Consider the following 24439-nt stretch of genomic DNA (forward strand, 5'->3'; position numbering starts at 1 on the left):
TGTATATTATTCATAGCTAAACTTTATAAGGAATAGTTATGAGTACAATTTTTAATTTCAAAAATTTCATCACCTTGGCGGCTGCGGCATCGCTTTTTGGTGTTGTGGGGTGTTCTTCGCAAGAAGAAATAACTTTACCCGGTTCATCCAGAGCTGAAATTAAAGATGGTAAGCTAATCGATCCTCGCGATGGCAATGAATATGGAGTCGCCAAGATTGGCGATCTCTTTTGGATGACTGAAAATTTGCGTTATGCAGATTCTACAGCTATGCCAAGTCTCAAGGAAAATTCCTGGTGTCATCAGGATGATAAAAACTGTTCCAAGTATGGTCGCCTGTATTCCTGGACTGCGGCTATGAATCTTGAAAAAGAGTACTTAACGGTTCCTTTGTTTGCCGCTTATACAGAAACCCAGGGCGTTTGTCCTGATGGCTGGCGTGTTCCGAATACGACGGAATGGGAAAGAATGCTTGCCTATGTGGATTCTAATAATGGTGGTGAAGGAAATGGCACTAGCCTAAAATCAGTCGATGGTTGGGATAAAGCGGATAGCGTAAACACTCCGGCAAACCGTTTTGGCTTTAATGGTAAGGCTTCCGGGCGTCGCAATAACGATGGCGAAACATTTATGAGCGTAGGCAAATATGCCTTTTTCTGGTCTGCATCAGAAAAGGATGATGGAACGGCTTATGGCTGGCATTTACGCCATGACATGAATGAGTTCTTGCCCGGTAATTTTTACAAGGATCATGGAATGTCTGTGCGCTGTGTTACCGATTTGAGGTCGGTTGATTATTCAGGTGCTTTGGATTCTTCGTATCTTGAAAAGATTCCGCATGATTATGGCACTTTGAAAATAGAAGGTAAAACATACAGGACAACGACAGCTTTTGGAGTTACATGGATGGCTGATAACATGAACTTGGATGTAAAGGGCAGCCATTGCTATAACGATGAAAAGGCAAAATGTGAAGAATACGGTCGTCTTTATACGCTTGAGGCTGCGAAGTCTATTTGCCCAGAAGGTTGGCGCTTGCCGAAACGCTCCGATTATCATGCTTTAGTCCGCAAGGCCGGATCCGCTTCTGCATTACGCTCGGTTGACGGATGGAATGCCAAGGCTTCTAAGGGCCTTAATTTCTGGGGCTTTGATGCAAAGCCTGCTGGCGGCAAGGATGGTGGTGATTATTTTGATCTCAAGTCGAGCGCGTATTTCTGGATCGACAATGAATCGGATAATGTTGCTATTGCTTTGTGGATCAATTATTATGAAAGTGCCCCCACGGTCATTGAACGCCCTGCAACAAGCGAGTTTTCTGTACGTTGCGTCAAAGAGGAATAATTAAAAATAGAATTTCAGAATTGCAAAAAACGAGTCCTTGCGGACCCGTTTTTTTTTGCATTGTAGTAACAGTGTTATGGTTTGAATGGCGGAATATAATCATCGCCATCGTTACTGCGACTATGCGGTTCCATATACACCCTCCTTTTCCTTTTTGATGCTTCAAATATATTTAGTCATGTGTCTTTTTCTATGTGAACAATATCACTGTGTGAGGATGTTCACTTTATCGATTCTTTGAAAATTTCAAAAAAATGGCAAAAAGCAAATTTTTTTGTGATTTGCGTCTAAAAATGGTTTATTTTTCTTTTTATGGAGAAAATAAATTTATCAGAATGGACGATGTTTAGCAATCGTCATAATTCCGAGAACTTCAATAGTCCGGATGGCAAGTGGATGCTGAAATTAGGCTTTCCGGGTTTTTGCTCGACAAAGGAAGAATTGCTCCGTGAGCAGAATATTTGCCGGAAGGTGGTTCCGCTTGGAATTCCGACGCCACGAGTTGGCGACATTGTCGAACAGGATGGACGTCTGGGGTTGATTTATGAGCGCATCGATGGCAAGCGTTCTATTTCGAAATGCGTAGGCGAAGACCCTGAAAGACTTGAAGAATATATCAAAATCTTTGCGGATAATTGCAAAAAATTGCATTCGACATCATGTGCTCCAGGGGCTTTTCAGGATGCGGAAGAAAAATATTCCCGATTGCTGGATTCCTCGAAAATGATTGTTGGAGACGTTGCCGAATATGCTCGGCAGCTGATAAAAGATACGCCAAAGGTTTTGCGTTGCCTTCATGGGGATTTGCAGACGGGCAATTTAATTATTAATGATAATGGGGCATATTTTATTGATCTTGGCGAATTTGCATGTGGCAATCCACTTTATGATTTAGGTTGTTATTACTATTTCTGTCATTATTTGCCAGATGATTTTTTATTGGCGGCGCATTATATGGATGCAGCGACCATGCGCAAATGTTGGATCGCATTTGCAAAGTATTACTTTGGTGCGGATAGTCCTGAAATTTTATCTTTGGTAGATGCTCGCGTCAAGCCGTACGTGCTGTTCCCGATTCTCGATTTTGAGCACTTGCTGGCTGAAAGCGAAAATTTAAAATACCTGGAAATGAATTTCCAGGTAGCTAAAAAAGACTTGGGATTGTAAGCGATATTACTCGTTAATTCCATAGAGCCGGTTGTGCGCAAGGCAATTGGCTAATTTTTTGTATTCCGTGACGAATGCTTCGTGGGCGGGGGCATCGCCGAGTGCTCTGTAGAGGGCACTGGAGAGCGTTCCGCGTTCGAGCATCTTTTCCATGAAGCTTTGTGAGACTTCGGTGAGGTCGTTTTTCACGACGCTGTAGATGTGCTTCCAGATGTCGCCAGCGGTAACCGTGGAGGCTGTGGAAGTGGTCGCGGGGGAGGTCGCGAAATTCATGCCAAATACGGAGAGGTATTCTTGCCAGTCGATGGTCGCATTTTCGGCGTCTTTCACGGTCTTGGCGAGCAGTTCGGCAAGGCGTGTCGTGTCAAAATTGCGCAAGAATTCGCGGTATTCCTTGAGCGTATGTGGCACGGAATTTGCGGCGGATGCGTTTTCGCGAGATGCCGCGAACTTGCCGTTCACAATCGCCTTGAGTGTTGCTATTTCAAGCTCTACAATGGCGATGTCGGCATTCGGGCATTCCTGAATATCGACAAGGCGGATTTCGATAGCCCCGCGGTCAAAGCGGGCGATGGCACCACGACTGTTCAAGAAGAAATGATTGAGCAAGTGTTCGGTATCGTACGGGGCGATAGCCTTCTTAACTTTGTCAAAAATCATCTTATTGTATTCATCGTAGCTGTACGCCTGTTCCGGGATGACTTGGCCTGTGATTTCAGGGACCTTGTCTTGGTTGTGGCGATAAACTTCGATGCGGGCATCGCGATAGCCGGTGTATTTGCCGTCGAGATACGGGCTGCTTGCGGCAATGGCTGGAATCAGCGGCAACAGCAAGCGAATTGCTGCGTGGAGTTCACCAAATTCTTCGTCGCCGTCAAAAGAAAGGTTCAGGTGCGTACTTTGCAAGTTCGCCCAGCCATGACCTTTGCAGTTGAAAATGCGGTCGTAAGTCTGGTAAATATCGAGGCAATCGTACGGCCAAAGTTGCATTTCTGCCGGATCCATGAACGGATGGCAGGCGCTTGGCAAAAGCATCGCGTTGATCTTTTCGAGCTTCTTGTTCGCACGGCGAATCTCGTGGAAGAATCGCTTGCCAAGTCCGTCAAAAGTGGACTTGGGGTGTGCGCACTTGAATTCCAGCACGTGGCTTACGAGTTCGTTCGAAAGTCCGATATCATCGTATTCAACATCTGAAAGTTGATTGCCGTCCTTGTCTTTTCCGAGCGGGACATCGGCGCGAGGCAGCACGTTGAGCGTGTCGCGATCGACAATCATGAATTCCATTTCAACGCCGAAGCGTTCCCAAATTTTAAAGTTGCTCATAGTAAGTAAATTTATTTGATTTTATTGTTATGTCATGCCCGCCTCCGCGGGGATGACAAGTAAGAAAAAACGTTCCTATTGCATTCCTGTCTACTTCCTACCGTCTACTTCCTACTTTATAAAAACATATCCCTTTCGTGTTGGAGCACTTTCTGTTGTGCTGCGTTTTGGCGGTCTTCGATGCGGTGGCGCAAGCTCCTCATGATGGCAAGATAAATCTTCTTTTTGCCAACTTGGTCTTCGATCCCGTGGTCGATACTCGGGTTGTCATTCACTTCGATTACAACCGGATGACCGTTGATTTCCTTGAGGTCCACGCCGTAAAGCCCGTTACCGATAAGGCTTGCGACGCGGAGGGCCGTTTTCACGATGCCGTGTGGAACGCTTTCAATCGGGAGGCAATCCCATTTGCCACAAACAGCGTTTTTGTCTTTGCTATCCCAGTTGTAAATTTGCCAGTGGTCCTTTGCCATGTAGTATTTGCAGGCAAAGAGCGGCTTTCCGTCGAGAATGCCGATTCTCCAGTCAAATTCCGTGGGCGTAAATTCCTGTGCGATGAGCAAGTCGCTGTGCTCGAACATTGTGTCGAGAATTTTTTCGAGTTCTTCCTTGTTGTTCGCCTTTTTGACGCCCATGCTGAAGCTTGAATCCGGCGTCTTGATGACCATCGGGAATCCGATTTCCTTAGCGAGTGTGTGGCGGTTTTCGCTGTGGGCGATAATTGTCTTCGGGGAGGGAATCTTGCCGACCGTCATCAATTCTTGCAAATAAACTTTGTTGGAGCAACGTAAAATGCTGTCAGGGTCGTCAATGACGGCGATGCCTTCGCTCTGGGCGCGGCGTGCAAATGCGTATGTGTGGTGGTTGACGTTTGTCGTTTCGCGAATGAAAATGGCATCGAATTCACCGACGCGATGGTAGTCCGTCTTGGTAATCATTTCCACGCGGAAACCCGTGTCTTGCGCGGCTTCGATAAAGAGCTGGATGGCTTCCTTGTTGCTCGGCGGTTCCACTTCTTCGGGGTTCGTTAAAATGCCAAGGTCATACACGTAGTCTTCCGTCTTGGGGGAGACGTAGCGGTCTTTCTGGAAGTATTCAATGGCGAACTGGTCTACCATTTCCTTGTGCGTTTCGGGAATTTCGTCAACGCTAATTGGGCGGATGGACTGGATAAACCATTTTTGCTTGAAGACAAATTTTGCACGCAGGAGCGGTGCCTGGAAAACGCGGTAAAGAGCCTGCGATAGTTCTAGGTATTGCGCACTGACGTTTTGCCCAAAGTAAATGGAAAGCACGAATTCCGTGCCCGTCAGCTTGTGCAGGCTCTTTTGGATCAGCTCGTCGATTTCATCGCTGATGATTTTCACGACTGCCGGGGCCTTGAAGTCGCGGATGTTCTTGACGTTCGGGATGACCTTGTGCCCGCGCGCTTCGGCAAGCAGGCTTACATAATAGCCCTTGCTCTGGTAGCTGTAGTCTTTGCACAAGTTGAAAACGCGAACGTTTTTCTGAGTTGTAAATTCTGGATTAGTAAGGTAGTCTTTTGCCGAGACGATTTCGGCTTCGGGAATGTGGAACTTCCAATTCTTTGGCGTGTTCACGACAATTATTTTTTTCATAATGTTTGCACGTGTGGCGTCTTCATGGCGAAGTTGCGTCGTGCGTGCCAAAAACCTCTTTGCTTTTTGACGCTATAAAGATAGCTCAATATTTCAAGAAATGTAAAGCGGCGTTGAAAAAAGGTTAAAAGAAAACGGGCTGGAAATGTCCAGACCGTTTAAGGATGTATAAAAGATTTCTTAGTATCACAAATTTGCTTTTATTGCGAGAACTTCGGATTCAGGGAGCTTGGAAATTCGCATAACTTTTTCCACTGAATCGCCATCCGCAAGCATGGCTGCTGCCATTTCACGAAGACCTTCGGCTCTTCCTTCGGCGCGTCCTTCGGCTCTACCCTCTGCTCTACCTTCGGCTCTTCCTTGAACTCTTCCTTCTGCACGTCCCTCTTCGAGGCCTTCTTTACGGGCGTGTTTCTTTTCAACATAGAGTTCGTACTTGTGGTCGCTCATTTTCATAGCCTCGCTAACAAGAAATTCTTCTGTAAATATACTCAATTTAGCTTTTTCCTGCAATAGAGCGAATGGAGAGCCTTCGGGGACGGATACGGGCGTTTCGTTGTTCAATCCATCAATTACGCGGAGCCATTCAGCGATTCGGCTGTTGTCGGTGGCGAAGTTCCCTTTTAAAAATTTGGGAATTTCAACGAGCGTAATGGTTTGCTTGTCGTAGAATTCTTCGTTTTCCTGATTTTTGAGGCGAATACAGTGTCTGTAATTAGGTGAATTGGGGAATCCGTCAAACATTTGGAGACTGATAAGGTTCAGATTCTGCAAAGCGTAGTCTTCTCCTTTGATGCGGCTTGCAATAGTGTGTTTTGCCGTGTAAAGAACCAAACGGCCGTTGTACGAATCGTCCTCGACATGTTGCACTTCAAGTACAATTCGGTCAAGCCGCTGATCGGTAGCCACGATGTCCGATGTGATACTTTTGCCGAATGCATCGGGGAGGGCTGGGTTTATATAGGCAAGGTTGTTGATGCAGTCACTTCCGATGAGTCCAAGAACCGCATTGAGAAAATCAATGGTAATTTTTTCATTCTCAGGACTCCCGAAAAGAATTTTAAACACATTGTCATTGTAGATGTACATGAACTTATAGCGTTCATTGTATTTAGCGATGCAAGCGGCTGTGTTGCCACCTGCTTTGTGTGTTTCGCTAATGTCCTTGAGCATTGCTGCATATTGTTCTTTAGTCATAGATCTCCTTTTCTGTCGAATGGCGGAAAAGCGTGTACGTCTAAAAAACGTACACTTTGAGTGTATTGTTGTTGATGAATCATTTAAAGCCGATACACTTCAGTGCTATCGGGATATGTATCGCAGCGTATTCCGCATGGGTCTTCCAAGGCAGGGGTGGTCTAAGCCACCGCTTCCGTCAATACCGGACCTACAACTGCGAGAAGGAATGTTCCCGCTCGTGGATGCGTACGCCTCTGTCAGCGGGCCTTTCTCGTCGTATAATAAAAAAGATAATTGAAAAACAACGGGTAGTAGGGCGCGTTGCGGACGATAAAACACTAAAAATACACATTTTCAACGTGAAAAAATGTATCTTATTTTATATGTGTATGCGAAATTGTCTTTTATTTGTTTTGCTGTTGAATGTCTTTACATTTGCGGCTTCGTGTAATATTTATCCGTTACCCACATTTGCCGATTCTCCCGAAAAACAAACTTTGGCGAAAGTTAGAGATTCTCTATTAACGTCCTTGCAGGTCCAGGATTCGAATGAAGTTTTTCGACTTGTAAATGTGTTGAAAAATTCTGGTTATGACGAACGTGCGTTGGATAATTATGAACTGTTGCAGATTTATCTTATGATGAATCAATATGATTCAGCTTTAGTTACGTTGGTAAGAGAACATTACCGTTATATTACTGATAGTTATGTTGATGATGAAAGTGGTTGTTGTAGTCATGTCGCTCCATATTCTGCTTTTGATGATAAACTAGTTGATTATCTTAATAAAAAAATAGATTTGACAAAAAACGCAAATTTTCAGAAGTTGTTAGAGCGCATATCAGATGGAACGGCTAAGCAGGAATATAGGGATTTCGCTAGTTTGATGAAAGTTATATTGAAACATACGAGCTTAAGAGATAAACATAAATATTGTGATGCGAGCCATGATTGGAATTGTCAAGAAAATAGAGATGCTGTTCAACGAGTCCGTTTTTTGGGGTATTACACTACGGATGATGTAAAAGATACTCTTTTCTTTGATTCGTTGATAGAAAAATTGATTGCTTTCCAAAACAAATATCCTGAGTCAGAATTTAATCCTTGGGTAATGAAACAAGTGGAGTCGAAAAAGGTTTCTCGTGAATTTGATTTTAAACGTAGGCATTATTATAGAGAACGTTTTTATACAGGCGGTATAGGAGGAGAATATTTTATTGGTCCATCAAATTCCAGTTTTGAATTGAATGTTGTGCTTCAATATAAGCGTTTTATTTTAACGGCTAATTATGGGCAGGATGATGATTTCCTGTATGGTTGGAATGTCTTGCTGGGTGTAGATGTTTTTGAAAATAAGTTCTTCAAAATTGTTCCTTTTGTCGGTGGATATGATCCTTGGATGGCGGGCTTGCAATTTGAATTTAGACCATGGATTTCTGAAATGGGACATGATGCTCCAATTGGTGGCTATTTATCTCTTAAAGCTAAGTATGTGTTTAAATACGGTGAAAATGGTTGTGAATCGGGGACTGCTAAAGATGGCGTAATGCGTTGTTATGTTGATGGAATTCCTGCAGGTCGTGAAAGTGATAAAAAGCTAGCTAAGCATAGATTCTATCTTGGTGTTGGTTTCCATATTTGGTAGCGTTTAGAGATTTTTTTCTACATTTCCCTCTATGCTTACCATTTCGGAATTCCTTCAAGAAAATTCGTTCCCTGCGATTTCGCTTTTTGAAAATGCTGATAACGAGGCCATTCACGTCAATGGTGCGTCGGTTCCGCTTGCCTCAATGATGGTCGCGAACCGTTTCTTGAAAAGTCCGCAGAACATTCTGGTGATTGCGAAAGATTACCGCAGTGCCGAAGTCTGGGTCGAGAATCTCGAAAGCATGGTGGGCGAGGAGTTTGTTCGCTTTTTCCCGTCGCTCGGGTTGAAACCTTACGAAATCAAGGTGCCGTTCGAGGGCGTGCTTGAAGAACGTCTGAAGTTCTTCCGCGATGTTTCGCATACCGAAAAGCCGTTCGTTGTCGTTTGTCCGCTCGATGCATTCTTGATGAAGCTTCCGGAACCGGGCGAAATTATGCGTCAAGTGCGTTCGCTCAAGGTGGGCGACCAGCTGGAGCCTTCGTCTTTACGCCCGTGGTTCCTTGATCACGGCTTTACGGAACAGCCGATGGTAAGCGGCGTGGGCGAGTTTTCGATTCGCGGTTGCATTGTCGATGTGAACTGCTTGCTTTATCCGCACCCGATTCGTATTGAATTTTATGGCGACGAGATTGAATCCATCCGTGCGTTCGATATTTTCTCGCAGCGCTCGTTGGAGCAGATGACGCATATCGAGTTCTTCCCGATGGGGGAATTTACGGTGCCAGAATCGGTGATGGCGGGCGAGGAATGTTCTACGGAAGCGCTGTGGTGGCATCGTCCGAATCACCAGCGTTTGGTGGCGAGCCTCCTGGATTACATGCCACGTGCGTCGCTTGTATTCGAGGAACTTTCGTTGCTTTCGGAAACGGCTTCAAAGATGTATGGTGCGTTCCGCGGTGCTTATGATGAAGCCCGCGTAGCTGATGCTGGAATTGCGGCCCCTGCGGATATTTGGTTCAAAATTGGCGAACTTTCGCGTTTGTTCGTAGGCCGCGCGTCGCTGGATATGACGCGAGTCAAAGTCGATGACGGCAACTGGCACGAAATGCACATGCGTCCGCAGGACTTTACGTCGAACGGCACAGATGCCGTCGCAAAAGAAATTGAGGAATTTTATGACAAGGGCGGACGCATTTATGTGATGGCGCAGACGCTTGGCGGCGTGAACCGCTTGCGTGAAATTTTTGATGGCTTGCCGGTCGAAGATTATTTTATCGGAAACTTGAGCGAAGGCTTTTGGCTCGAAGACGATAATGTCGCGTTCCTCACGGAATCGAGAATTCTAAACCGCCATGCGAACAAGGCCCGCAAGCACAAGATTGCGGGATCGGTGACGAATGCGTTGATGGTGGAATCGCTCAACCGCGGTGACCTCGTCGCTCACGAAGACCACGGCATCGGCCGCTACTTGGGACTTGTCCGTGTGGAAGTCAACGGCGGTATGGTTGACTGCGCATTGCTTGAATACGATGGCGGCGACCGCTTGAAGTTCCCGGTGTCGGACTTGCAGAAGATTGAGCGTCTCGATCGTTCCGAAGATGTCGAAACGAAGCTCGACCGTCTTGGCAGTAAGACTTGGGAAAACATCAAGAAACGCGTCAAGGAAAAGGTCATCAAGATTGCGCGTGACCTCGTGGAACTTTATGCCAAGCGCGAACTCGTCGAAGGTTTCGGTTTCCCGCCCGATGGCAACATGCAGAAGGAATTCGAGGAATCGTTTGAATACGATCCGACGCCAGACCAGCTCCGTGCTACGGCCGACATCAAACGCGATATGGAAAGCCGTCGCCCGATGGACCGCTTGATTTGCGGTGATGTGGGCTTTGGAAAGACCGAAGTTGCGATGCGAGCGGCGTTCAAGTGTGTGGCCTCCAACAAGCAGGTCGCTATTCTCGTGCCGACCACGATTTTAGCAGCGCAGCATTATGAAAATTTCTGCGAACGCTTTGCCGCCTATCCAGTCAACATCGCCTTGATGAACCGCTACAAGAGTGCCAAAGAAAAGAAGGAAATTTTCAAGCAGATTGCGGAAGGTTCCGTGAACATCGTCATCGGAACGCATGCGCTGTTGTCGAACAAGAGCGAGTTTAAGGACTTGGGACTTTTGATTATCGACGAAGAACAAAAGTTCGGCGTGAAGCAAAAGGAAAAACTCCGCCAGCTCCGTCTTGCCGTCGATACGCTCAGCATGAGTGCGACTCCGATTCCGCGTTCGTTGCATTTGAGCATGACGGGCGTTCGCGACATTTCACTTATTAATACGCCGCCCATTAACCGTTTGCCGGTGGAAACAAAGCTGATGCAGCGCGATGACGAAGTCTTGAAGAACGCGATTCTCGATGAACTCGCCCGTGGCGGCCAGGTGTTCGTGGTGAATGACCGCGTACAGACGATTACCAAACTTGCCGAAGATATCGAAGCGATGGCTCCTGAAGCGAAGGTTGCTGTGGCTCATGGTCAAATGGAAGACCACGAGCTTGAACGCGTGATGGATGCGTTCCTTTCGCGTAAGTTCGATATTCTCGTGAGCACGAGCATCATTGAATCCGGCTTGGATGTACCGAACGCAAACACGATTATCATTATGAATGCGCACCATTTTGGCATTAGCCAGCTTTACCAGATGCGTGGTCGTGTGGGCCGTAGCAGCGTCTTGGCAAAGGCGTTCCTCGTCATTCCGCAGCGCGGTGAAATCTCGCAAGAATCGATGCGCCGCCTTAAGGCTTTGGAACAGTTTACCGACCTCGGTAGCGGTTACCAGCTTGCTATGCGAGACCTTGAAATTCGCGGAGCGGGCAATTTGCTTGGCCAGGAACAGCATGGTTTTATTGCCGAAGTCGGCTTTGAAACGTATGTGCGTCTGGTGCGCGAAGCGGTCGAAATGCTTCGCGGCGGAGCTCTCGAAAAGCCAATACAACCGCGTGTGGAAATCGGCGTGGATGCTTACCTTCCCGAAGATTACGTGGAAGATGGTCTCACGAGAATCTCGCTGTACCAGCGTATTGCCCGCATCACGTCGCAGGCGGATGTGCAGAACATCGAAAGCGAATTGCAGGACCGCTTTGGCCCTGTGCCGACACCGGCGAAGATGCTTTTGCTCGTGACCGAACTTGGACTTTTGGCAGGTCGCTTGCGCATTCAGGGGCTTGCGCTCCGCAAGGGCGTCATTGTTGCGACATTTGCAGAAACGCCGTCGCCGGACCCGCGTGTGCTTGGTGAAATCAGCAGCCTTTGCACATGTAGTATGCGTTACCTGGGGATGTCGCCGTTGCAGGCGGTGTTTGAGGTCGGGCGCGGAACTCCCGTGGAAATGGCAAAAAAGACGCTCGAAGTGTTCCGGGCGTTTGCAAATATTCAAGTTCAGGCGGCGACCGTCAGGTCGGCAGATCCGTTACTCACGGCACTTGGCGTAGGCGAGTCGAACTGATTCCAGACGCCCTTCAAGTTCTTCAAGAAGCTCTGCCGGTTCCAGAAACGATTCGTCTGCATCGGTCTCGAAGAATACGTTGCTTTCGGGAATGAACTTGATGGCGGCTGCGGTCGATTTCTTGCGGAAACTGTCCTCGTGCAGGGAAAAGAGAGCTCCATAGGAGAGGGCTTTTTTCACGAAATTTGCATCCCCGCCAAAACGGTGGAAAATCGGGCGTGGTGCTTCTTGAAGCCGCGATAGCACGTGTAAATGCTCCGCCTCTTGACCTTGTGAAATCTCTTGCGGAAAACCGGCTTCTGTCAAAAGTTTCAGCACATGCATATAGTCCCCAACGCAATGAATTTGCAAATCACGCTTGAGTTCAAGGGCGAGTTTGGCCTGTTCCAAAAAAATCTTGTCCTGTGTGCCGTCGTTATATCCTGGATAGCGCTTGTCGATACCCGCTTCGCCGACCATGGCGAGCGGGTCTTCTTTGAGATGTTGGCGTAAATCAGCAAGCGTTTTATCCGTCACTTGCGTTGCAATCATTGGATGGAGGCCATAAGAGACCTTAAAGGGCTTTATTTCCGTTGAAAAATCCACTTTTAGCTTGTTGACCTCGTCCCATTCCCAGGGTTCGCAGGCAATAGCGACAAAATCGTAATTTTTGTCTAAAAGCAGCTGTGTGAGTTGCCTTTTTTGGGGTAATCGAGCCAAATGAATGTGAAAATCGAACATAATAGCCCCCTATAGCTTTAAAATACAAAGAATTTATGGAAAATCAAAATTATTCGCTTGTTTTTTCGGGCAAAAAAGCCTAGTTTAAGTCTGTTGGTGCGCCAACCCAAGTTTTTGTGAACTCATCATTAAAGGAGTCGCTATGCGCGATTTACTAGAAAAAGCTCTGAATAAAGGTTTGACTGTCTGCTTTACATCTGAAAATGGCTTTGATGTCATTCGAATTTCTTCCGGTAACGAAGTTGTTGCAAGTTGCAGTCTTGGGTCGAATAGCTTCCGCGCTTCGGTCGAAGAATCCCTCCAGTCGCTTTTGCTAGACTTGGAACGCAAGGGCTTTTAGCTGTGGGCGCGGTCGCCTTGGCGACCTTTGAGCAATGGGCTAGCAACCTTCGGTTGCTTTGGGCTTTATCATATGAAAAATCCTGCGAGTTCATCGCAGGATTTTTTGTTTTATGACATTTGTGCAATAGGACCGAGCGGTCTCCAGTGAGCAAAAAGCCCCTGTTATCAAACAGGGGCTGTTGCGAGAGCGAGGTCCTGACGAAATCTAGATCAGCGAAAGGACCGAGCGGTCTCCTTAGTTTATACGGCCCACAAGGTTGCCAGAGAGCATGAAGTCCTTAGAAGCCTTATAGCTGTGGAAACCTGCAGAGAGGGAGAAGCGGTCCGTGAGAGCCTTTTCAAGGTAAATGGCTGCAAGAACATCCTTTACATGCTTGGTGTGGCCTTCATAGAACCCATGTTCTTTACGGTTATAGACGTATTCGGCTTCGAGGATAACGCGGTCAACAGTCTTGAAGTTGAGTTCGATGCCGCCAGTAACAGGCACGGCAAGGTCGTCAGACAGATCCATCAAGGCTGCTTCGCCAAACAACGTGAGGAAGTTTGGAATGATCGGAGCGCGGACCTTCAAGGATGCATTGTGGAAAATCTTTGCATCGTTGTCGTGAACCTTGTCAAAGATGTTGCTGCGGTAGCCGAGCTGGATATCGAACAATTCAAGGCTCGGGAGGTCGTGGAAGTTGAATACGACGCGGAGGTCACCCTTGTTGAGGTAGGAAGCCTTGCTGATGAAGGAAAGGGCGATGTCCATGTTTTCGTTGGCGATGAAGCCGAATTCAAACTGGTTTTCAGGATCCTGGGTAGAAAGGAAGCCGTTCTTGTAGCCATCGATGTAGCCACCGAAGTAGTCTCCGTTCTTGTCAGTGTTGTCCCAACGACCGACCTTGAAGCTGAACCAGTTCTTGCTCTGGTATGCCCAAGCTTCGTCGAGCGAGAAGTAGTCTTCGACGCTGCTCATTTCTTCGTTGATGTTGTCGGTCTTTAGGTCGCCCGGGTAGAATGCAAGGGCGACTTTACCCTTGAAATTTTCCGTTTCGGCGAGAATGGCGAGATTGGCCTTGCCGCTCCATTTTTCGAGGTTGTTCGATTCATCGTCATCTTCGGAGGTCCAGAAAACCTTGCCAGCTTCGAGTTCGAAGTCTGCATTGATATCGAAGTTGATTTCGTTTACAGTGAACACTGCATTTTCGATCATCTTCTTTTTCTTGCGGTTTGTGGTCGAAGAAGGTTCTGTGGCGGCGACTTCTTCAGCAGGTGCAACTTCTGTCGGAACTTCAACTGCCGGGGCCGGTTCTGCCTTGATTTCCGGAGCCTTGACTTCTGCAACCGGAGCCGGAGCTTCTGGAGCCTTGACTTCTGCAACTGGTGCGGGGGCTGCTTCTGGAGCCGGTGCTACGGCGGCCGGTGCTTCAACCGGTGCAACTTCGGCCTTGGCTTCTTCTACCTTTGCTTCAACGGCTTTTGCCGCTTCTTCAGCTTTGGCTTCGGCTGCTGGTCCTTGTTCGGCTACAGCGGCTTTTGCATCTGTCGTTGTCTTTGCTGCTTCTTGAACCTTTGCGTCTGCGGTGGCCTTTGCGTTATCTACAGCCTTGGTTGCATCGGCTTTTGCCTTTTCGACCTTGGCTTTTTTCTTTGCGGTTACAGCTTTTGCTTTTGAAACAGCTGCTTTTGCTTCTACGGCCGGTTTTTCTGTTGCTGCTTTAACATCTTCTGCTGCGGGAGCTGCAAAAACGAATGCTGCCAGCAAACAGGACGCAAGAAACATTTTCTTCATTTGGATCTCCTTGGTATAAATCCGGGTTTGAATACTCGATTAAATGTTAGCAAAATAATCTTAATCTTTTTTTTACTACATATAATGCCCCCAATAATCTAATTTAAATATCCAAAAGAGGTGATCGTTTTGAAAAAATTATTGTTGGTGATGTTGGTGGGTTTGTCGGCGAGCGTGTTTGCTCAAATGAAGCTAGATGTCTATAAGAAGATTAATGGTGCTGTAGACGAAAATCGCCCCCTTGGATATTTGATGTCGTCCGATGCCATCAAGGAACTTCCGATTCCTAAGGACCGCATCGAGCACGAAAGCTACGTGGATGTCCAGGAGAAGGTCCGTGGCAAAAATGGAAAATACCAGACGGTCACCAAGAAGCAAAAGGTGGTGACTTACGAAGAAGTGGAACCAAAAGTTCCACCTCGCTATGTGCCGGTAAATTGCAAGTTTGGCGATGTCTGGGTCAAGCGTTCGGAACTGGACCGCTTTATGCAGGAATACGTGGACTTGAGTGGGGAATACGTCTCTGAAACGGGACGTGTTGTGCTCAAGAGTTCGCCGAGCAATGCGAGCCGCTTTAACATCATCGTGCAGAACGGCAAGGACGATAACGTGGCTGAAATCGAAATGGGCAATCTTGAAAAGAAAAACATCAATGGCCATGCGCGTTTTGTCTATAAAGAAGATGGCTGCGCCGTAGGCGTGGATGTGTTTAACCGTGTTGTCCGTGTGGCCCAGCGTGGTTGCGAAGATTACAATGCCGGCGAATACACGCTTGCGGGGAATTATCCGACGTTCAAAGGGAACAATCGCATCGTCGAAACGTTTAATTTGGATTCCTATAGTTTTTCTTACCCTAAATACCTCTGGTGTGCGAGCGGTTATGATACGTGCGAACCGCTGAAAGATGAACACGGAATTGTGAACATCACCTGGAGCAAGGATGGTCACGGGACGATTGAACGCAAGGCGGGGAGTACGGTGCATACGTACCGTGCGATGGAACGCGTGATCCCGCACAAGCGCGACTACTTTATGGGCGAAAAGCCGATTGCGATCAAGACCAAGCGCACCGACATGAGCGGTGAATGGATGAACTGGTATTTCTATCCGCGCGCAGGCCGCTTCAAGATGATGCGATCCGGGCAGCGCTATGATGCCGCTTACATGGAAATTTACGAACCGGTCAAAGAAGATGATTAAGTCGATTGAACAGAGTCGTATTTTGTTTTTGGATTCGGGGCCGCTCGTTAGGCTTTTGCAGATGCACCCGGATTATTACCCGATTGTGTCGGGTGTGCTCGATGGCGTGTACGAGAACAATGTGCAAGTCTTGGTTTCGTCTGTGACTTTATTTGAAATTTGCAAGAAGGCGTATGGAGCAAACGACGGTGTGCTTGCTAGGCAGTATCGTGAATTCTTCGAGAAGTCCGCGAATGTGCGCCTTTGTGAAGTGAATGCTGATGTGTCTCTCAAGGCGGCTGAACTTTTTGCGGCTGCAGCCCGTACAAACCACAAGCTGACCGAAGCGGAATCGCTGCGCTTGGCGACTGCTTTTGTGAATGGTGCCGATTGCATCCTTACGGAATGCGCAAACTTCCGCGATGCAACCGATGCACTCGTCGTTACGTTAGACGAAATTTAATAGCGTTTTTGTATATTCTGTTCATGCGCTATTTTTTGCTTTTGCTTATAACTCTATTCTTTGTGGGCTGCAAGGATTCTTTGCCCTTAAGAGAGTCCTCCCTGCATAATATAACCGAAGGGTGTGCCTTTTCTGTTCATGGATATGAATTACTCCATGTTCGTCTTAATGGCAAATGGGATTCGTTGATGGCGGCCTGCGATACTGTTTTTGTTGTGGATACCATTCCTGTTTATGATACTCTATACAGCGATACTGTTTTTGAACGTTACACAAGCTTTGTTTTTGGCCAGCGGGACAAGGGGGCGCTAGATACGATAACGGCTCTGACGGAGGATTCCCTATTTTCAGGTAGAAAGTGCGGAGAATCGGTATATTGTCGGCTAGATTCGTTGGAGAAAACTTTTTCATGTGTTCAGTCTTCGCACAAATGCCCTATTGTTCGTTATAAAAAAAGGCTCCCGATGATGGTTGTTGACATAAACAGTAACGGGGCGAAATGTGACAAGCGGAATAAAGTTCTTTGCATCAGGGATTCGATTCTCGTGGATTCGTTGATTCGCGGAACTGTTTCGAAAAAGGTGACGACGTACTTGAATTACGGCAAAAAAGCATGGACTGATTACGTTCCTTGGATAAACGCGCCTCTTTTTGATAAAGATCGGTTCCGTGCGGCTTTGGATACTTTAGATTTGCGCCATCCGACTTTTGGTATGGATACGCTTGAATCTGGGTATTTTATTTATTGGGAAGGCTTGCCGCAATGGGTAAAGCGGGGAAGTATTGATTCGAAGGTGAAAGCTGTTCATTACGTATATGCGTCCTCAAAAAAGCGGTTTCCTACAGATTATGTCAAGGAACCATTTTTCTTTGTCAATGGGCTAGAAAAGCCTTTGGAAAAAGATACTCTTGTCACTTGGACTTTGAAATACCATTATCTGGACGGTAATTTCGAAGGGAATTCTGATTCACTATCAATCGTCACGTTGTTCAAGTCTGGAAAATAAAGGCTTGTATCTTTTCGGGTCGAGGGTGATGAATTGACTTTGTTGCTTTTTTTGTGGCTTTTCTAAGTTCTAATTTCAAAGCTCTAAGTTCTAATTACTATCTTTCCCCGCGTAAAATTTATTGGAGTTTAACATGTCTAATTACTGTCCTGTTATTGGTCTCGAAATCCATTGCCAGCTTGCCACTAAGACAAAGATGTTCTGTGGCTGCGAAATTGAAGTGAACACAAGCCCGAACAAGCACGTTTGCCCTGTTTGCCTCGGTATGCCGGGTGCAATGCCGGTGCCGAACAAGAAGGCTGTGGAATACGCCATTCGCTTGGGTCTCGCTCTCAACTGCGAAATCGATTTGAACGCCATGTGGACTCGTAAGAACTACTTCTACCCGGATCTTCCGAAGGGTTACCAGATCACGCAGACGGGTGGACTTCCGGTGTATGACCATCCGATTTGCAAGAACGGCTGGCTCGAAATCGTGAAGGCCGACGGCACCAAGAAGCGCGTGGGCATTACCCGTATCCACATGGAAGAAGACGCTGGCAAGCTCATCCACGACATGAGCCCGTCCCAGAGCCATTTTGACGCAAACCGCTGCGGTACGCCGCTTTGCGAAATCGTGACTGAACCGGACATCCGTAGCCCGGAAGAAGCCGTGCTCGTCTTGAAGAAGATCAAGCAGACGCTCGAATACACACGCGTTTCTAACGCCAACATGGAAAACGGCAACATGCGCTGCGATGGTAACATTTCCCTCCGCGCATCTGAAGACGCTCCGTTCGGTATCCGCGCCGAAATCAAGAACTTGAACAGCTTCACGAACCTCGAAAAGGCTCTCTACTGCGAAATGAACCTCCAGGCATCGACGCTCGATGCAGGCAAGGAAGTCGAACAGTGCACCAAGCGTTATGATCCCAACGCGGACAAGACGATTGTGATCCGCTCTAAGGAAGACGCTCACGACTACAAGTACTTCCCGGAACCGGATATGGTTCGCCTCGTGACCGACCCAGCCTTCGTCGAAGAAATCCGCCGCACCCTTCCGGAACTGCCGGATGCACGCCGCGAACGCTTCATGAAGGACTTCGGCGTTTCTGAATACGACGCCCAGGTGCTGACCGAAGACCGCGATGTGAGCGAATGGTACGACACCGCCGCCAAGAACTGCAAGAACGGCAAGGTGCTCGCCAACTGGGTCATCACGGAACTCCTCGCTAAGATGAAGGACCTCGAAGGTGGCCTCTCCGCTCTCAAGATAAAGCCGGAACAGCTCTGCGCTCTCGTGAACCTCATTGCAGACAACACCATCAACGGTAAGATTGCAAAGACGGTGTTTGCAGAAATGTTCGAAACGGGCAAGGATCCTGAAGTTATCGTGAAGGAAAAGGGCCTCGTGCAGGTGACCGACACTGCCGCTATTGAAGCCGTTGTTCGTGAAGTCTGCGCTGCTAACGCTGCCCAGTTTGCTGAATTCAAGGCAGGCAAGGTCGCTCTCAAGGGCTTCCTCGTGGGTATGACGATGCGCAAGTCCGGTGGCAAGGCTAACCCGGGTCTCGTGAACCAGATTCTCGACAAGCTCGCTAAGGAAGGGTAATAAGACGAGAGAACGCTCGCTACGGCGGGCTACAGACGAGAGACGAAAGAGTGCTTTTTTCGAAATTGAAAAGACGTCATTGCGAGCCCAAGGTCACTGAGCGTAGTCGAAGTGGGGGCGTGGCAATCCAGGGCAGTTTGTTGCTCGTGGTTTTGTTCGCACTCTTCCTTGCTTTCCCGTCCTCTGCCTCTGCAAAGATGGACCGTTCGGACAGTTCCTATGTCAGTACGCTGAACATGACCGACGAGCAGAAGGAAAAGGTCTACGGCGTTGATTCTGCGACTCTCGCCAAAGGTCCGACGCTCCAGGAACTTAACGAAGAAAATCCGACTTACGTTAAACGCGAATACGACCACAAACAGCAAGTCGTGGTCGGCAGCGTGGTGATGTTCTGCGTTGCCCTCGCGATGGTCCTGATGAACAATTACAATCCAAAAAGGTAGTTATGAGTTTGAAGTTACTAGAATTTCATTTCTAGATTTACTAGTAACTAATAACTATTAACTAGTAACTAAACACTATGAACTACACAGAAGAAGCAAAACAGAATTTCAACGACCTCTCCAAGAACCCGTATCCGGGCCGTGGCATCGTGCTTGGCACAAGCGCCGATGGCAAGTCCTATGTGCAGGTTTACTGGATCATGGGCCGTAGCGTGAACAGCCGCAACCGCGTGTTTGAAATCGAAGCCGACACTGGTTTTATGAAGACCAAGGCTTTCGATGAATCCAAGCTCACGGACCCGCACCTCATCATTTACTATCCGGCTCGCCACACGAAAGACGTGCAGATCATCACGAACGGCGACCAGACGGACACGATTTACAACGCCATCAAGCTTGGTGGTACGTTCGAAAGCGCTCTCCGCACTCGCCAGTACGAAGACGACGCTCCGAACTTCACGCCGCGTATTTCCGGCATCCACTACAAGAATGCTGAACCGGCTGTCTACAAGCTCTCCATCCTCAAGAGCCGAAACAACAGCGAAGACGCTGGCTGCGAACGCATGACGTTTGAATTCGAAAAGGCTCTCCCGGGTCTTGGTCACTTCATCAGCACGTACGAAACCGATGGCAAGCCGATTCCCTCTTTCAATGGCTTCCCGAAACTCATGCCGATTTTCAACACTGCTGAAGAAACGCTCAAGGCTTACTGGGACGCTCTCAACGCTGATAACAAGGTCTCTTTGATGGTCAAGTGGATCGACCGCGAAACCTTCGAAGCCAAGACGATTATCGTGAATAAGAACGTGTAAGAGTTAAGAGTTCCGAGTTACTAGTTACTAGAAAATTTCATATAAAGATATTCTATTAACTAGTAGCTAAGTTCTAGTAACTGCGGCGAAGCCGACTTACTTCTCAATGACCTGCCCCAGAATTTGGTGCAGGCGTTTTTTGTTCCCGAAACCATCGGGATTTTCGATGTAGTAGAAAATTTGTTTGATAAGCGCACTCGTGTTGAAATCGTACGAGGCGATTCGGAGCAAGTAGCTTTCGGCGGAGTTGTCGAATCCGAGAACGTTCGGGTCGGCTTTGTCGCCCGGCAATGTGCAATCGCCGTCATCGCTCATTTCGTAAAAGAGTCCTGCGACTTCATCGTTCACACAGACCCAGCAGTTGCAATCCCCAGGCACATTCTTGGCGAATTGCAAAAGCTTTTTCTTCACGAGGTTACGGGCGTATGATTCGACGGAAAATCTCGAAACTTTCTGCCTTGCGATTTCCTTGTAGTCCCACGGGCTTGCAAATTCGTCATCGGTAAATGCAATGACTTCTATCCCCGAATTCATGAGGCCCGTCAAGCGGTCCTTGGACCAGGAACTGTTATGGTACGGCGAGAAATAGCAGACCTTCTTGAAGCCTTTCTGCAACAGGTATTTGCCGAGCTGCTGGCCTGGAATTTCTCCGAATGTCGAGTTGAAAAACGCCCAGTTGTTCTTGCTCAAGAATCTTGGCGGGATGTTCTGCAGCGGGTGCTCCCACCAAACGGAAACGGGGTATTTTACGCCGTAAAAGAGCTGCAAAAGCGCATGTGGATTCTGCACCAAGAGCGTCGAGAGCACTGCACCGATGGCGTTCGGATAATCTGTCAGGTGGCAGACTTTTCCGCTGCGGTCAATGAGCTTGCCGCTTTCTTCGTTGATGCCGAGCAGAATGAGCTTGAAATGCTGTTCACCGGCAGTCTGGTAAACGAGGCGCAAGAAGTCGAGTTCTCGTTCGCTTTCTGCGGTAAAGCCGCCCCAAGAATTGCATCTCGTGACGAACAAAATTTCGCTGAAATTCTTGGTGGTCTTTGTCTTGAGCGGGGAGGCAAATGCGTACAGGCGCCCACGGCGCACAAGAATGCCCTGGTTCACTTTGTGGATCAGGAACTTGCGGAGAATCGTCTGCGATACGTTATAGCGGTCGGAAAGTTCCTTGGCGAGCGGCAGATTCTTGTTCGGGTCGAGGAATCCTTTTTCCCAGTCTGTAGAAAATTCGCGTTCAAGGCGCTCGAGCACGGTCTCGTGATGAACCGTCTTTGAAAGCATTTGTGCAAGATCATTGGCGTCAGGAGCCTTGCCCCAGAAGAATCCCTTGCCGCGGATGCTGTAGATGAGTCCTTCTTCGGAGAGCTGCTTGAGCACTCCTTGAATGGTTCCCGACGAGACTCCAAACGTTTTCATCAGCTTGCGCACGGACGGGAGCATTTCCCCGTCCTTCAGCTCTTGCTGCAAAATCGCTTGTTTGATCTCGTCGCGCATATTTTATGCCTTGTTTCGGGCCGCAATCCATTCGCGAACGGCTCGTTCGGCTCGTTCGGCAAGAATTTCTTTCTTGTTTTTTTTCTTGAGTCCTTCGTGATGGGGGAGGAGGCCGAAGTTGAAGTTCATCGGCTGGAAGTCCTCGTTCTCTTCGACAAGGCGGTTCATCAAGGAGCCGATGCAGCTTTCGTCTGGAAGCGGATCGGAATGCCCATGCAAAATCGTCTGAGCCATGTTCCAGGCGGCGTACCAGCCAGTTGCCACTGCTTCGGTATAGCCTTCAGAACCCGTAATCTGGCCTGCAAACCATGTGGGCGGAATGCCCTTGGCGCATTCAAGTTCCGGGCGCAAACGGAGCGTTTTATCGAGGAACTTCGGCGATTCGATGAACGTGTTGCGGTGCATGCAGCCGAGGCGCGCAAACTTTGCGTTTCGCAATGCGGGCACCATGGTAAAGATCTCCTTTTGCGTACCCCACTTGAGGCGCGTCTGGAAACCGACCATGTTGAACAACGTCTTCTGCTTGTTTTCGGCACGGAGCTGGATCACAGCATACCACAGATGTCCGTTGTTTCCAAGCCCAAGCCCGATGGGGCGCATGGGCCCGTGGCGGAGAGTTTCGTAGCCACGACGCGCCATTTCTTCGACCGGCAGGCAACCTTCAAAAAGTTCGCGTTTTTCGAACGGGCGCGGTTCTGTCGCTTCTGCTTCGCAGAGCTTGTTTACAAATTCAGTATAAGTTTCCTTGTCCAGCGGGCAGTTGATAAAGTCTGCCGTTTCGCCCTTTTCCCAGCGGTTCATGTAGAACGCATGGTTAAAGTCAATGCTGTCCGTCTCGACGACTGGCGCAATTGCATCAAAGAAGTGCAGACGGTTACTGCCAAGGCGCTTGAAAATATCGTCGGCGAGAGCATCACTTGCCAAAGGACCTGCGGCAACAAGCGTCGGGCAATCGCCTTCGAGGCTCGTCACTTCTTCGCGGTGCAGTGTGATGTTCGGGAATTCTGCAATCTTCTTTTCGACAAGTTCACTAAAAATGTCGCGGTTCACCGTCAGGGAATCGCCTGCTGGCACTGCCGCTTCACGCGCGCAATCCAGGAGGAAACTCCCGAGCAGAGTGAGTTCCGCTTTTAAAAGGCCATGGGCACTAGTTATGCCTAAAGCCTTGAAACTGTTAGAACAGACGAGTTGGGCTAGGTGTCCATCCCTGTGGGCGGGCGTCTGCCTGTTGGGGCGCATTTCGTACAAATCTACCTGAAAACCACGGCTTGCCAATTGTAAAGCCGCTTCGCAGCCTGCAAGACCGCCACCAATAACACGTACTCGTTCGTTCATTTTAATTCACAACAATTTTTCTATAGCTCTTCGCGTTACCGATCCAGAGCTTGACCAACAATTCTTCGAGGGATGCAGTGCTTACGCATTCCGGGTCCGCATCCTGAATTTCGTCCGAAATAAGATTCGCCTGAGTCAAGTTCAGCATGCCGTAGTACAAAGCCTCAAGCAACTGAGACAAGAACTCGGGCGAAACCTTAGCGACAGACTCCATATCATTCAATGGCGGGAGCTGCGTTTTATCCGGCTGGAACTGATCCAAGTTATCCATAGTCCACATGTCGGTCGCCTTGCTCATTTCGGGCGAGGGCGCAATACCGCTAAGCTTGGAACGGTAATCACTCCATTCCTTGGCGGTTGTTTTCCCGGCCTTGCGGACAGACTTCAAGAAGGAGAGGACTGCGTAATACAGGTCCTTCTCCCTTTGGTTTGATTCTTTCTGAGAAACTGGAATCATTCTTACCTTATAATGAATTAGTGGCGGAAATGGCGCATTCCGGTGAACACCATCGCAATGCCGAACTTGTCTGCAGATTCGATGGAGAGGTCATCCTTCTTGGAGCCACCCGGCTGAACAATGTAACGGACGCCAGCATCGTGTGCGGCTTCGACGTTGTCCGGGAACGGGAAGAATGCGTCAGAACCCATAACGACTTCGCCGAAGACCTTCTTTTCGAGAGCCTTGAGACCGGCTTCGTTCACGAGCTTGCCGTTTTCGTCGAAGAATTCCTTTGCTTCCGGGAGGCGGGCGACGTTGTCGCGGACTCGCGGCTGGCAGAGGCGGAGGTTGGAGTCGATGCGGTTCGGCTGGCCTGGGCCAAGACCCATCACCTGGAAGTAACCCGGCTTGTATTCGTAGCACATCACGATAGCGTTAGACTTTGTATGCTTGGTGACGAGCCAAGTGAAGCGGGCGAGGTCTTCCTTGTTCTTCGGGAACTGGGCCTTCGTCACGCATTCGAACTTTTCCCAAGTACCGATGTCGCGGTCCTGGACGAGCATGCCGCCGATCACGTGCTTGTAAACCTTGCAAGGCGTAGCCTTCTTGATTTCGCCAACTTCGAGGAGGCGAATGTCCTTGGACTTGTTCTTGAGGAATTCGAGAGCGTCGTCATCGAAAGCCGGAGCGAGCAAGATTTCAACGAACTTGCCCTTGAGGAATTCGGCAGTCTGGAGATCGACCTTGCGGGTCACTGCAATTACGGAACCGAAAGCGGACACCGGGTCACCAGCCCAAGCGGCTTCGAGAGCTTCACGGAGCGTTTCGCCCGTAGCAAGTCCACACGGATTCATGTGCTTCACGATCACGACAGCATTGCCGTCGCTGAATTCGCGAGCCATTTCGAGGGCTGCGTCAGCATCGACGATGTTGTTGAAAGAAAGTTCCTTGCCCCAGAGCTGCTTGGCAGAAGCGAGGTTTGCTTCGGTGCAGGTCGGGTCGCGGTAGAATACAGCGGACTGGTGGGAGTTTTCACCGTAGCGCATCGGCTGCGGGTCAACGAATTTCAAAACGAGTTCTTCGGACATATCATTTCCTTTGTGGATTTTTCCGAAGGAAATATAGAAAAAATGCCCACG

General features: G+C 48.5%; 20 protein-coding genes. 11 read left to right on the forward strand and 9 right to left on the reverse strand.

The features are described 5' to 3' along the window. Positions 1–38 precede the first annotated feature (38 nt). Both B7990_RS03780 and B7990_RS03785 read left to right on the forward strand, forming a co-directional pair. Positions 39–1343 (forward strand): FISUMP domain-containing protein, encoded by a 1305-nt coding sequence (locus B7990_RS03780; RefSeq protein WP_088639684.1) that lies wholly within the window; start codon positions 39–41, stop codon positions 1341–1343. A 342-nt stretch (positions 1344–1685) separates the two neighbouring features. Then, positions 1686–2510, forward strand: a complete 825-nt coding sequence (locus B7990_RS03785) for a TIGR02172 family protein (protein ID WP_254917307.1) — start codon at positions 1686–1688, stop codon at positions 2508–2510. A gap of 6 nt (positions 2511–2516) precedes the next feature. On the opposite strand, the gene B7990_RS03790 is transcribed toward B7990_RS03785, so the two are convergent. The 3 genes from B7990_RS03790 to B7990_RS03800 form a co-directional block, all read right to left on the reverse strand. Next, positions 2517–3833, reverse strand: coding sequence for a glutamate-cysteine ligase family protein (locus tag B7990_RS03790; protein ID WP_088639685.1), 1317 nt, complete (start codon positions 3831–3833; stop codon positions 2517–2519). A 116-nt stretch (positions 3834–3949) separates the two neighbouring features. After that, the gene (locus B7990_RS03795; protein WP_074208927.1) at positions 3950–5452 is read right to left on the reverse strand and encodes a RimK family protein; all 1503 of its coding nucleotides are present in this window, start codon (positions 5450–5452) and stop codon (positions 3950–3952) included. 186 nt (positions 5453–5638) lie between these two features. After that, on the reverse strand, positions 5639–6649 hold the full coding sequence (locus tag B7990_RS03800; RefSeq protein WP_088639686.1) for an Rpn family recombination-promoting nuclease/putative transposase: 1011 nt from the start codon (positions 6647–6649) through the stop codon (positions 5639–5641). Between the two features lie 224 nt (positions 6650–6873). Here B7990_RS03800 and B7990_RS03805 point away from each other — a divergent pair, with 224 nt between their 5' ends. Beyond that, positions 6874–8277 carry a hypothetical protein gene (locus B7990_RS03805; protein WP_088639687.1) on the forward strand — a complete coding sequence of 468 codons (1404 nt, stop codon included), beginning with the start codon at positions 6874–6876 and terminating at the stop codon, positions 8275–8277. Between the two features lie 31 nt (positions 8278–8308). Continuing rightward, complete coding sequence (gene mfd, locus B7990_RS03810) at positions 8309–11707, forward strand: transcription-repair coupling factor (protein WP_088639688.1); 3399 nt, start codon at positions 8309–8311, stop codon at positions 11705–11707. Here mfd and B7990_RS03815 read toward each other — a convergent pair. Next, positions 11672–12427, reverse strand: coding sequence for a TatD family hydrolase (locus tag B7990_RS03815; RefSeq protein ID WP_088639689.1), 756 nt, complete (start codon positions 12425–12427; stop codon positions 11672–11674). The two genes, mfd and B7990_RS03815, sit on opposite strands and share 36 nt — an antisense overlap. 142 nt (positions 12428–12569) lie before the next feature. Here B7990_RS03815 and B7990_RS03820 point away from each other — a divergent pair, with 142 nt between their 5' ends. After that, complete coding sequence (locus B7990_RS03820) at positions 12570–12767, forward strand: hypothetical protein (protein ID WP_088639690.1); 198 nt, start codon at positions 12570–12572, stop codon at positions 12765–12767. 237 nt (positions 12768–13004) lie between these two features. On the opposite strand, the gene B7990_RS03825 is transcribed toward B7990_RS03820, so the two are convergent. Continuing rightward, on the reverse strand, positions 13005–14543 hold the full coding sequence (locus B7990_RS03825; RefSeq protein ID WP_088639691.1) for an SPOR domain-containing protein: 1539 nt from the start codon (positions 14541–14543) through the stop codon (positions 13005–13007). Between the two features lie 120 nt (positions 14544–14663). Here B7990_RS03825 and B7990_RS03830 point away from each other — a divergent pair, with 120 nt between their 5' ends. The 6 genes from B7990_RS03830 (at position 14664) to B7990_RS03855 (ending at position 20038) form a co-directional block, all read left to right on the forward strand. After that, a complete protein-coding gene (locus B7990_RS03830; protein ID WP_254917308.1) occupies positions 14664–15743 on the forward strand; it encodes a hypothetical protein in 1080 nt (359 codons plus the stop codon). Further along, the gene (locus B7990_RS03835) at positions 15736–16185 is read left to right on the forward strand and encodes a hypothetical protein (protein WP_088639692.1); all 450 of its coding nucleotides are present in this window, start codon (positions 15736–15738) and stop codon (positions 16183–16185) included. Before B7990_RS03830 ends, B7990_RS03835 begins: the two co-directional genes overlap by 8 nt. An 8-nt stretch (positions 16186–16193) precedes the next feature. Next, entirely contained in the window at positions 16194–17192 is a 999-nt protein-coding gene (locus B7990_RS03840; RefSeq protein ID WP_173465894.1) for a hypothetical protein, read from the forward strand. A 133-nt stretch (positions 17193–17325) separates the two neighbouring features. Next, positions 17326–18783 carry an Asp-tRNA(Asn)/Glu-tRNA(Gln) amidotransferase subunit GatB gene (gatB, locus tag B7990_RS03845; RefSeq protein ID WP_014544977.1) on the forward strand — a complete coding sequence of 486 codons (1458 nt, stop codon included), beginning with the start codon at positions 17326–17328 and terminating at the stop codon, positions 18781–18783. A 119-nt stretch (positions 18784–18902) separates the two neighbouring features. Then, positions 18903–19226: a hypothetical protein gene (locus B7990_RS03850; RefSeq protein WP_254917309.1), complete on the forward strand. Its 324-nt coding sequence runs from the start codon at positions 18903–18905 to the stop codon at positions 19224–19226. A 77-nt stretch (positions 19227–19303) separates the two neighbouring features. After that, positions 19304–20038, forward strand: coding sequence for an IMP cyclohydrolase (locus B7990_RS03855; RefSeq protein ID WP_088639694.1), 735 nt, complete (start codon positions 19304–19306; stop codon positions 20036–20038). Between the two features lie 96 nt (positions 20039–20134). Here the strand turns inward: B7990_RS03855 and B7990_RS03860 are convergent, their stop codons facing one another. The 4 genes from B7990_RS03860 to B7990_RS03875 are packed head-to-tail and all read right to left on the reverse strand — an operon-like array spanning position 20135 to position 24388. Continuing rightward, positions 20135–21526, reverse strand: coding sequence for a GntR family transcriptional regulator (locus B7990_RS03860; RefSeq protein WP_088639695.1), 1392 nt, complete (start codon positions 21524–21526; stop codon positions 20135–20137). A gap of 3 nt (positions 21527–21529) precedes the next feature. Further along, the gene (gene trmFO, locus B7990_RS03865) at positions 21530–22861 is read right to left on the reverse strand and encodes a methylenetetrahydrofolate--tRNA-(uracil(54)-C(5))-methyltransferase (FADH(2)-oxidizing) TrmFO (RefSeq protein WP_088639696.1); all 1332 of its coding nucleotides are present in this window, start codon (positions 22859–22861) and stop codon (positions 21530–21532) included. 1 nt (position 22862) lies between these two features. Continuing rightward, positions 22863–23318 (reverse strand): hypothetical protein, encoded by a 456-nt coding sequence (locus B7990_RS03870; RefSeq protein WP_014544981.1) that lies wholly within the window; start codon positions 23316–23318, stop codon positions 22863–22865. A gap of 17 nt (positions 23319–23335) precedes the next feature. After that, a complete protein-coding gene (locus B7990_RS03875; RefSeq protein WP_088639697.1) occupies positions 23336–24388 on the reverse strand; it encodes an IMP cyclohydrolase in 1053 nt (350 codons plus the stop codon). Positions 24389–24439: the final 51 nt, after the last annotated feature.

The organism is Fibrobacter sp. UWB4, from assembly GCF_002210345.1.
GTDB lineage: Bacteria > Fibrobacterota > Fibrobacteria > Fibrobacterales > Fibrobacteraceae > Fibrobacter.

Bases quoted from the DNA above. Each gene is read 5' to 3' on its own strand.
- gatB (WP_014544977.1), top strand. From the start codon at position 17,326: ATGTCTAATTACTGTCCTGTTATTGGTCTCGAAATCCATTGCCAGCTT.
- B7990_RS03855 (WP_088639694.1), top strand. From the start codon at position 19,304: ATGAACTACACAGAAGAAGCAAAACAGAATTTCAACGACCTCTCCAAG.
- trmFO (WP_088639696.1), bottom strand. From the start codon at position 22,861: ATGAACGAACGAGTACGTGTTATTGGTGGCGGTCTTGCAGGCTGCGAA.
- B7990_RS03820 (WP_088639690.1), top strand. From the start codon at position 12,570: ATGCGCGATTTACTAGAAAAAGCTCTGAATAAAGGTTTGACTGTCTGC.
- B7990_RS03875 (WP_088639697.1), bottom strand. From the start codon at position 24,388: ATGTCCGAAGAACTCGTTTTGAAATTCGTTGACCCGCAGCCGATGCGC.
- B7990_RS03795 (WP_074208927.1), bottom strand. From the start codon at position 5,452: ATGAAAAAAATAATTGTCGTGAACACGCCAAAGAATTGGAAGTTCCAC.
- mfd (WP_088639688.1), top strand. From the start codon at position 8,309: ATGCTTACCATTTCGGAATTCCTTCAAGAAAATTCGTTCCCTGCGATT.
- B7990_RS03800 (WP_088639686.1), bottom strand. From the start codon at position 6,649: ATGACTAAAGAACAATATGCAGCAATGCTCAAGGACATTAGCGAAACA.
- B7990_RS03835 (WP_088639692.1), top strand. From the start codon at position 15,736: ATGATTAAGTCGATTGAACAGAGTCGTATTTTGTTTTTGGATTCGGGG.
- B7990_RS03870 (WP_014544981.1), bottom strand. From the start codon at position 23,318: ATGATTCCAGTTTCTCAGAAAGAATCAAACCAAAGGGAGAAGGACCTG.
- B7990_RS03805 (WP_088639687.1), top strand. From the start codon at position 6,874: ATGCGTACGCCTCTGTCAGCGGGCCTTTCTCGTCGTATAATAAAAAAG.
- B7990_RS03815 (WP_088639689.1), bottom strand. From the start codon at position 12,427: ATGTTCGATTTTCACATTCATTTGGCTCGATTACCCCAAAAAAGGCAA.
- B7990_RS03780 (WP_088639684.1), top strand. From the start codon at position 39: ATGAGTACAATTTTTAATTTCAAAAATTTCATCACCTTGGCGGCTGCG.
- B7990_RS03785 (WP_254917307.1), top strand. From the start codon at position 1,686: ATGTTTAGCAATCGTCATAATTCCGAGAACTTCAATAGTCCGGATGGC.
- B7990_RS03790 (WP_088639685.1), bottom strand. From the start codon at position 3,833: ATGAGCAACTTTAAAATTTGGGAACGCTTCGGCGTTGAAATGGAATTC.
- B7990_RS03825 (WP_088639691.1), bottom strand. From the start codon at position 14,543: ATGAAGAAAATGTTTCTTGCGTCCTGTTTGCTGGCAGCATTCGTTTTT.
- B7990_RS03860 (WP_088639695.1), bottom strand. From the start codon at position 21,526: ATGCGCGACGAGATCAAACAAGCGATTTTGCAGCAAGAGCTGAAGGAC.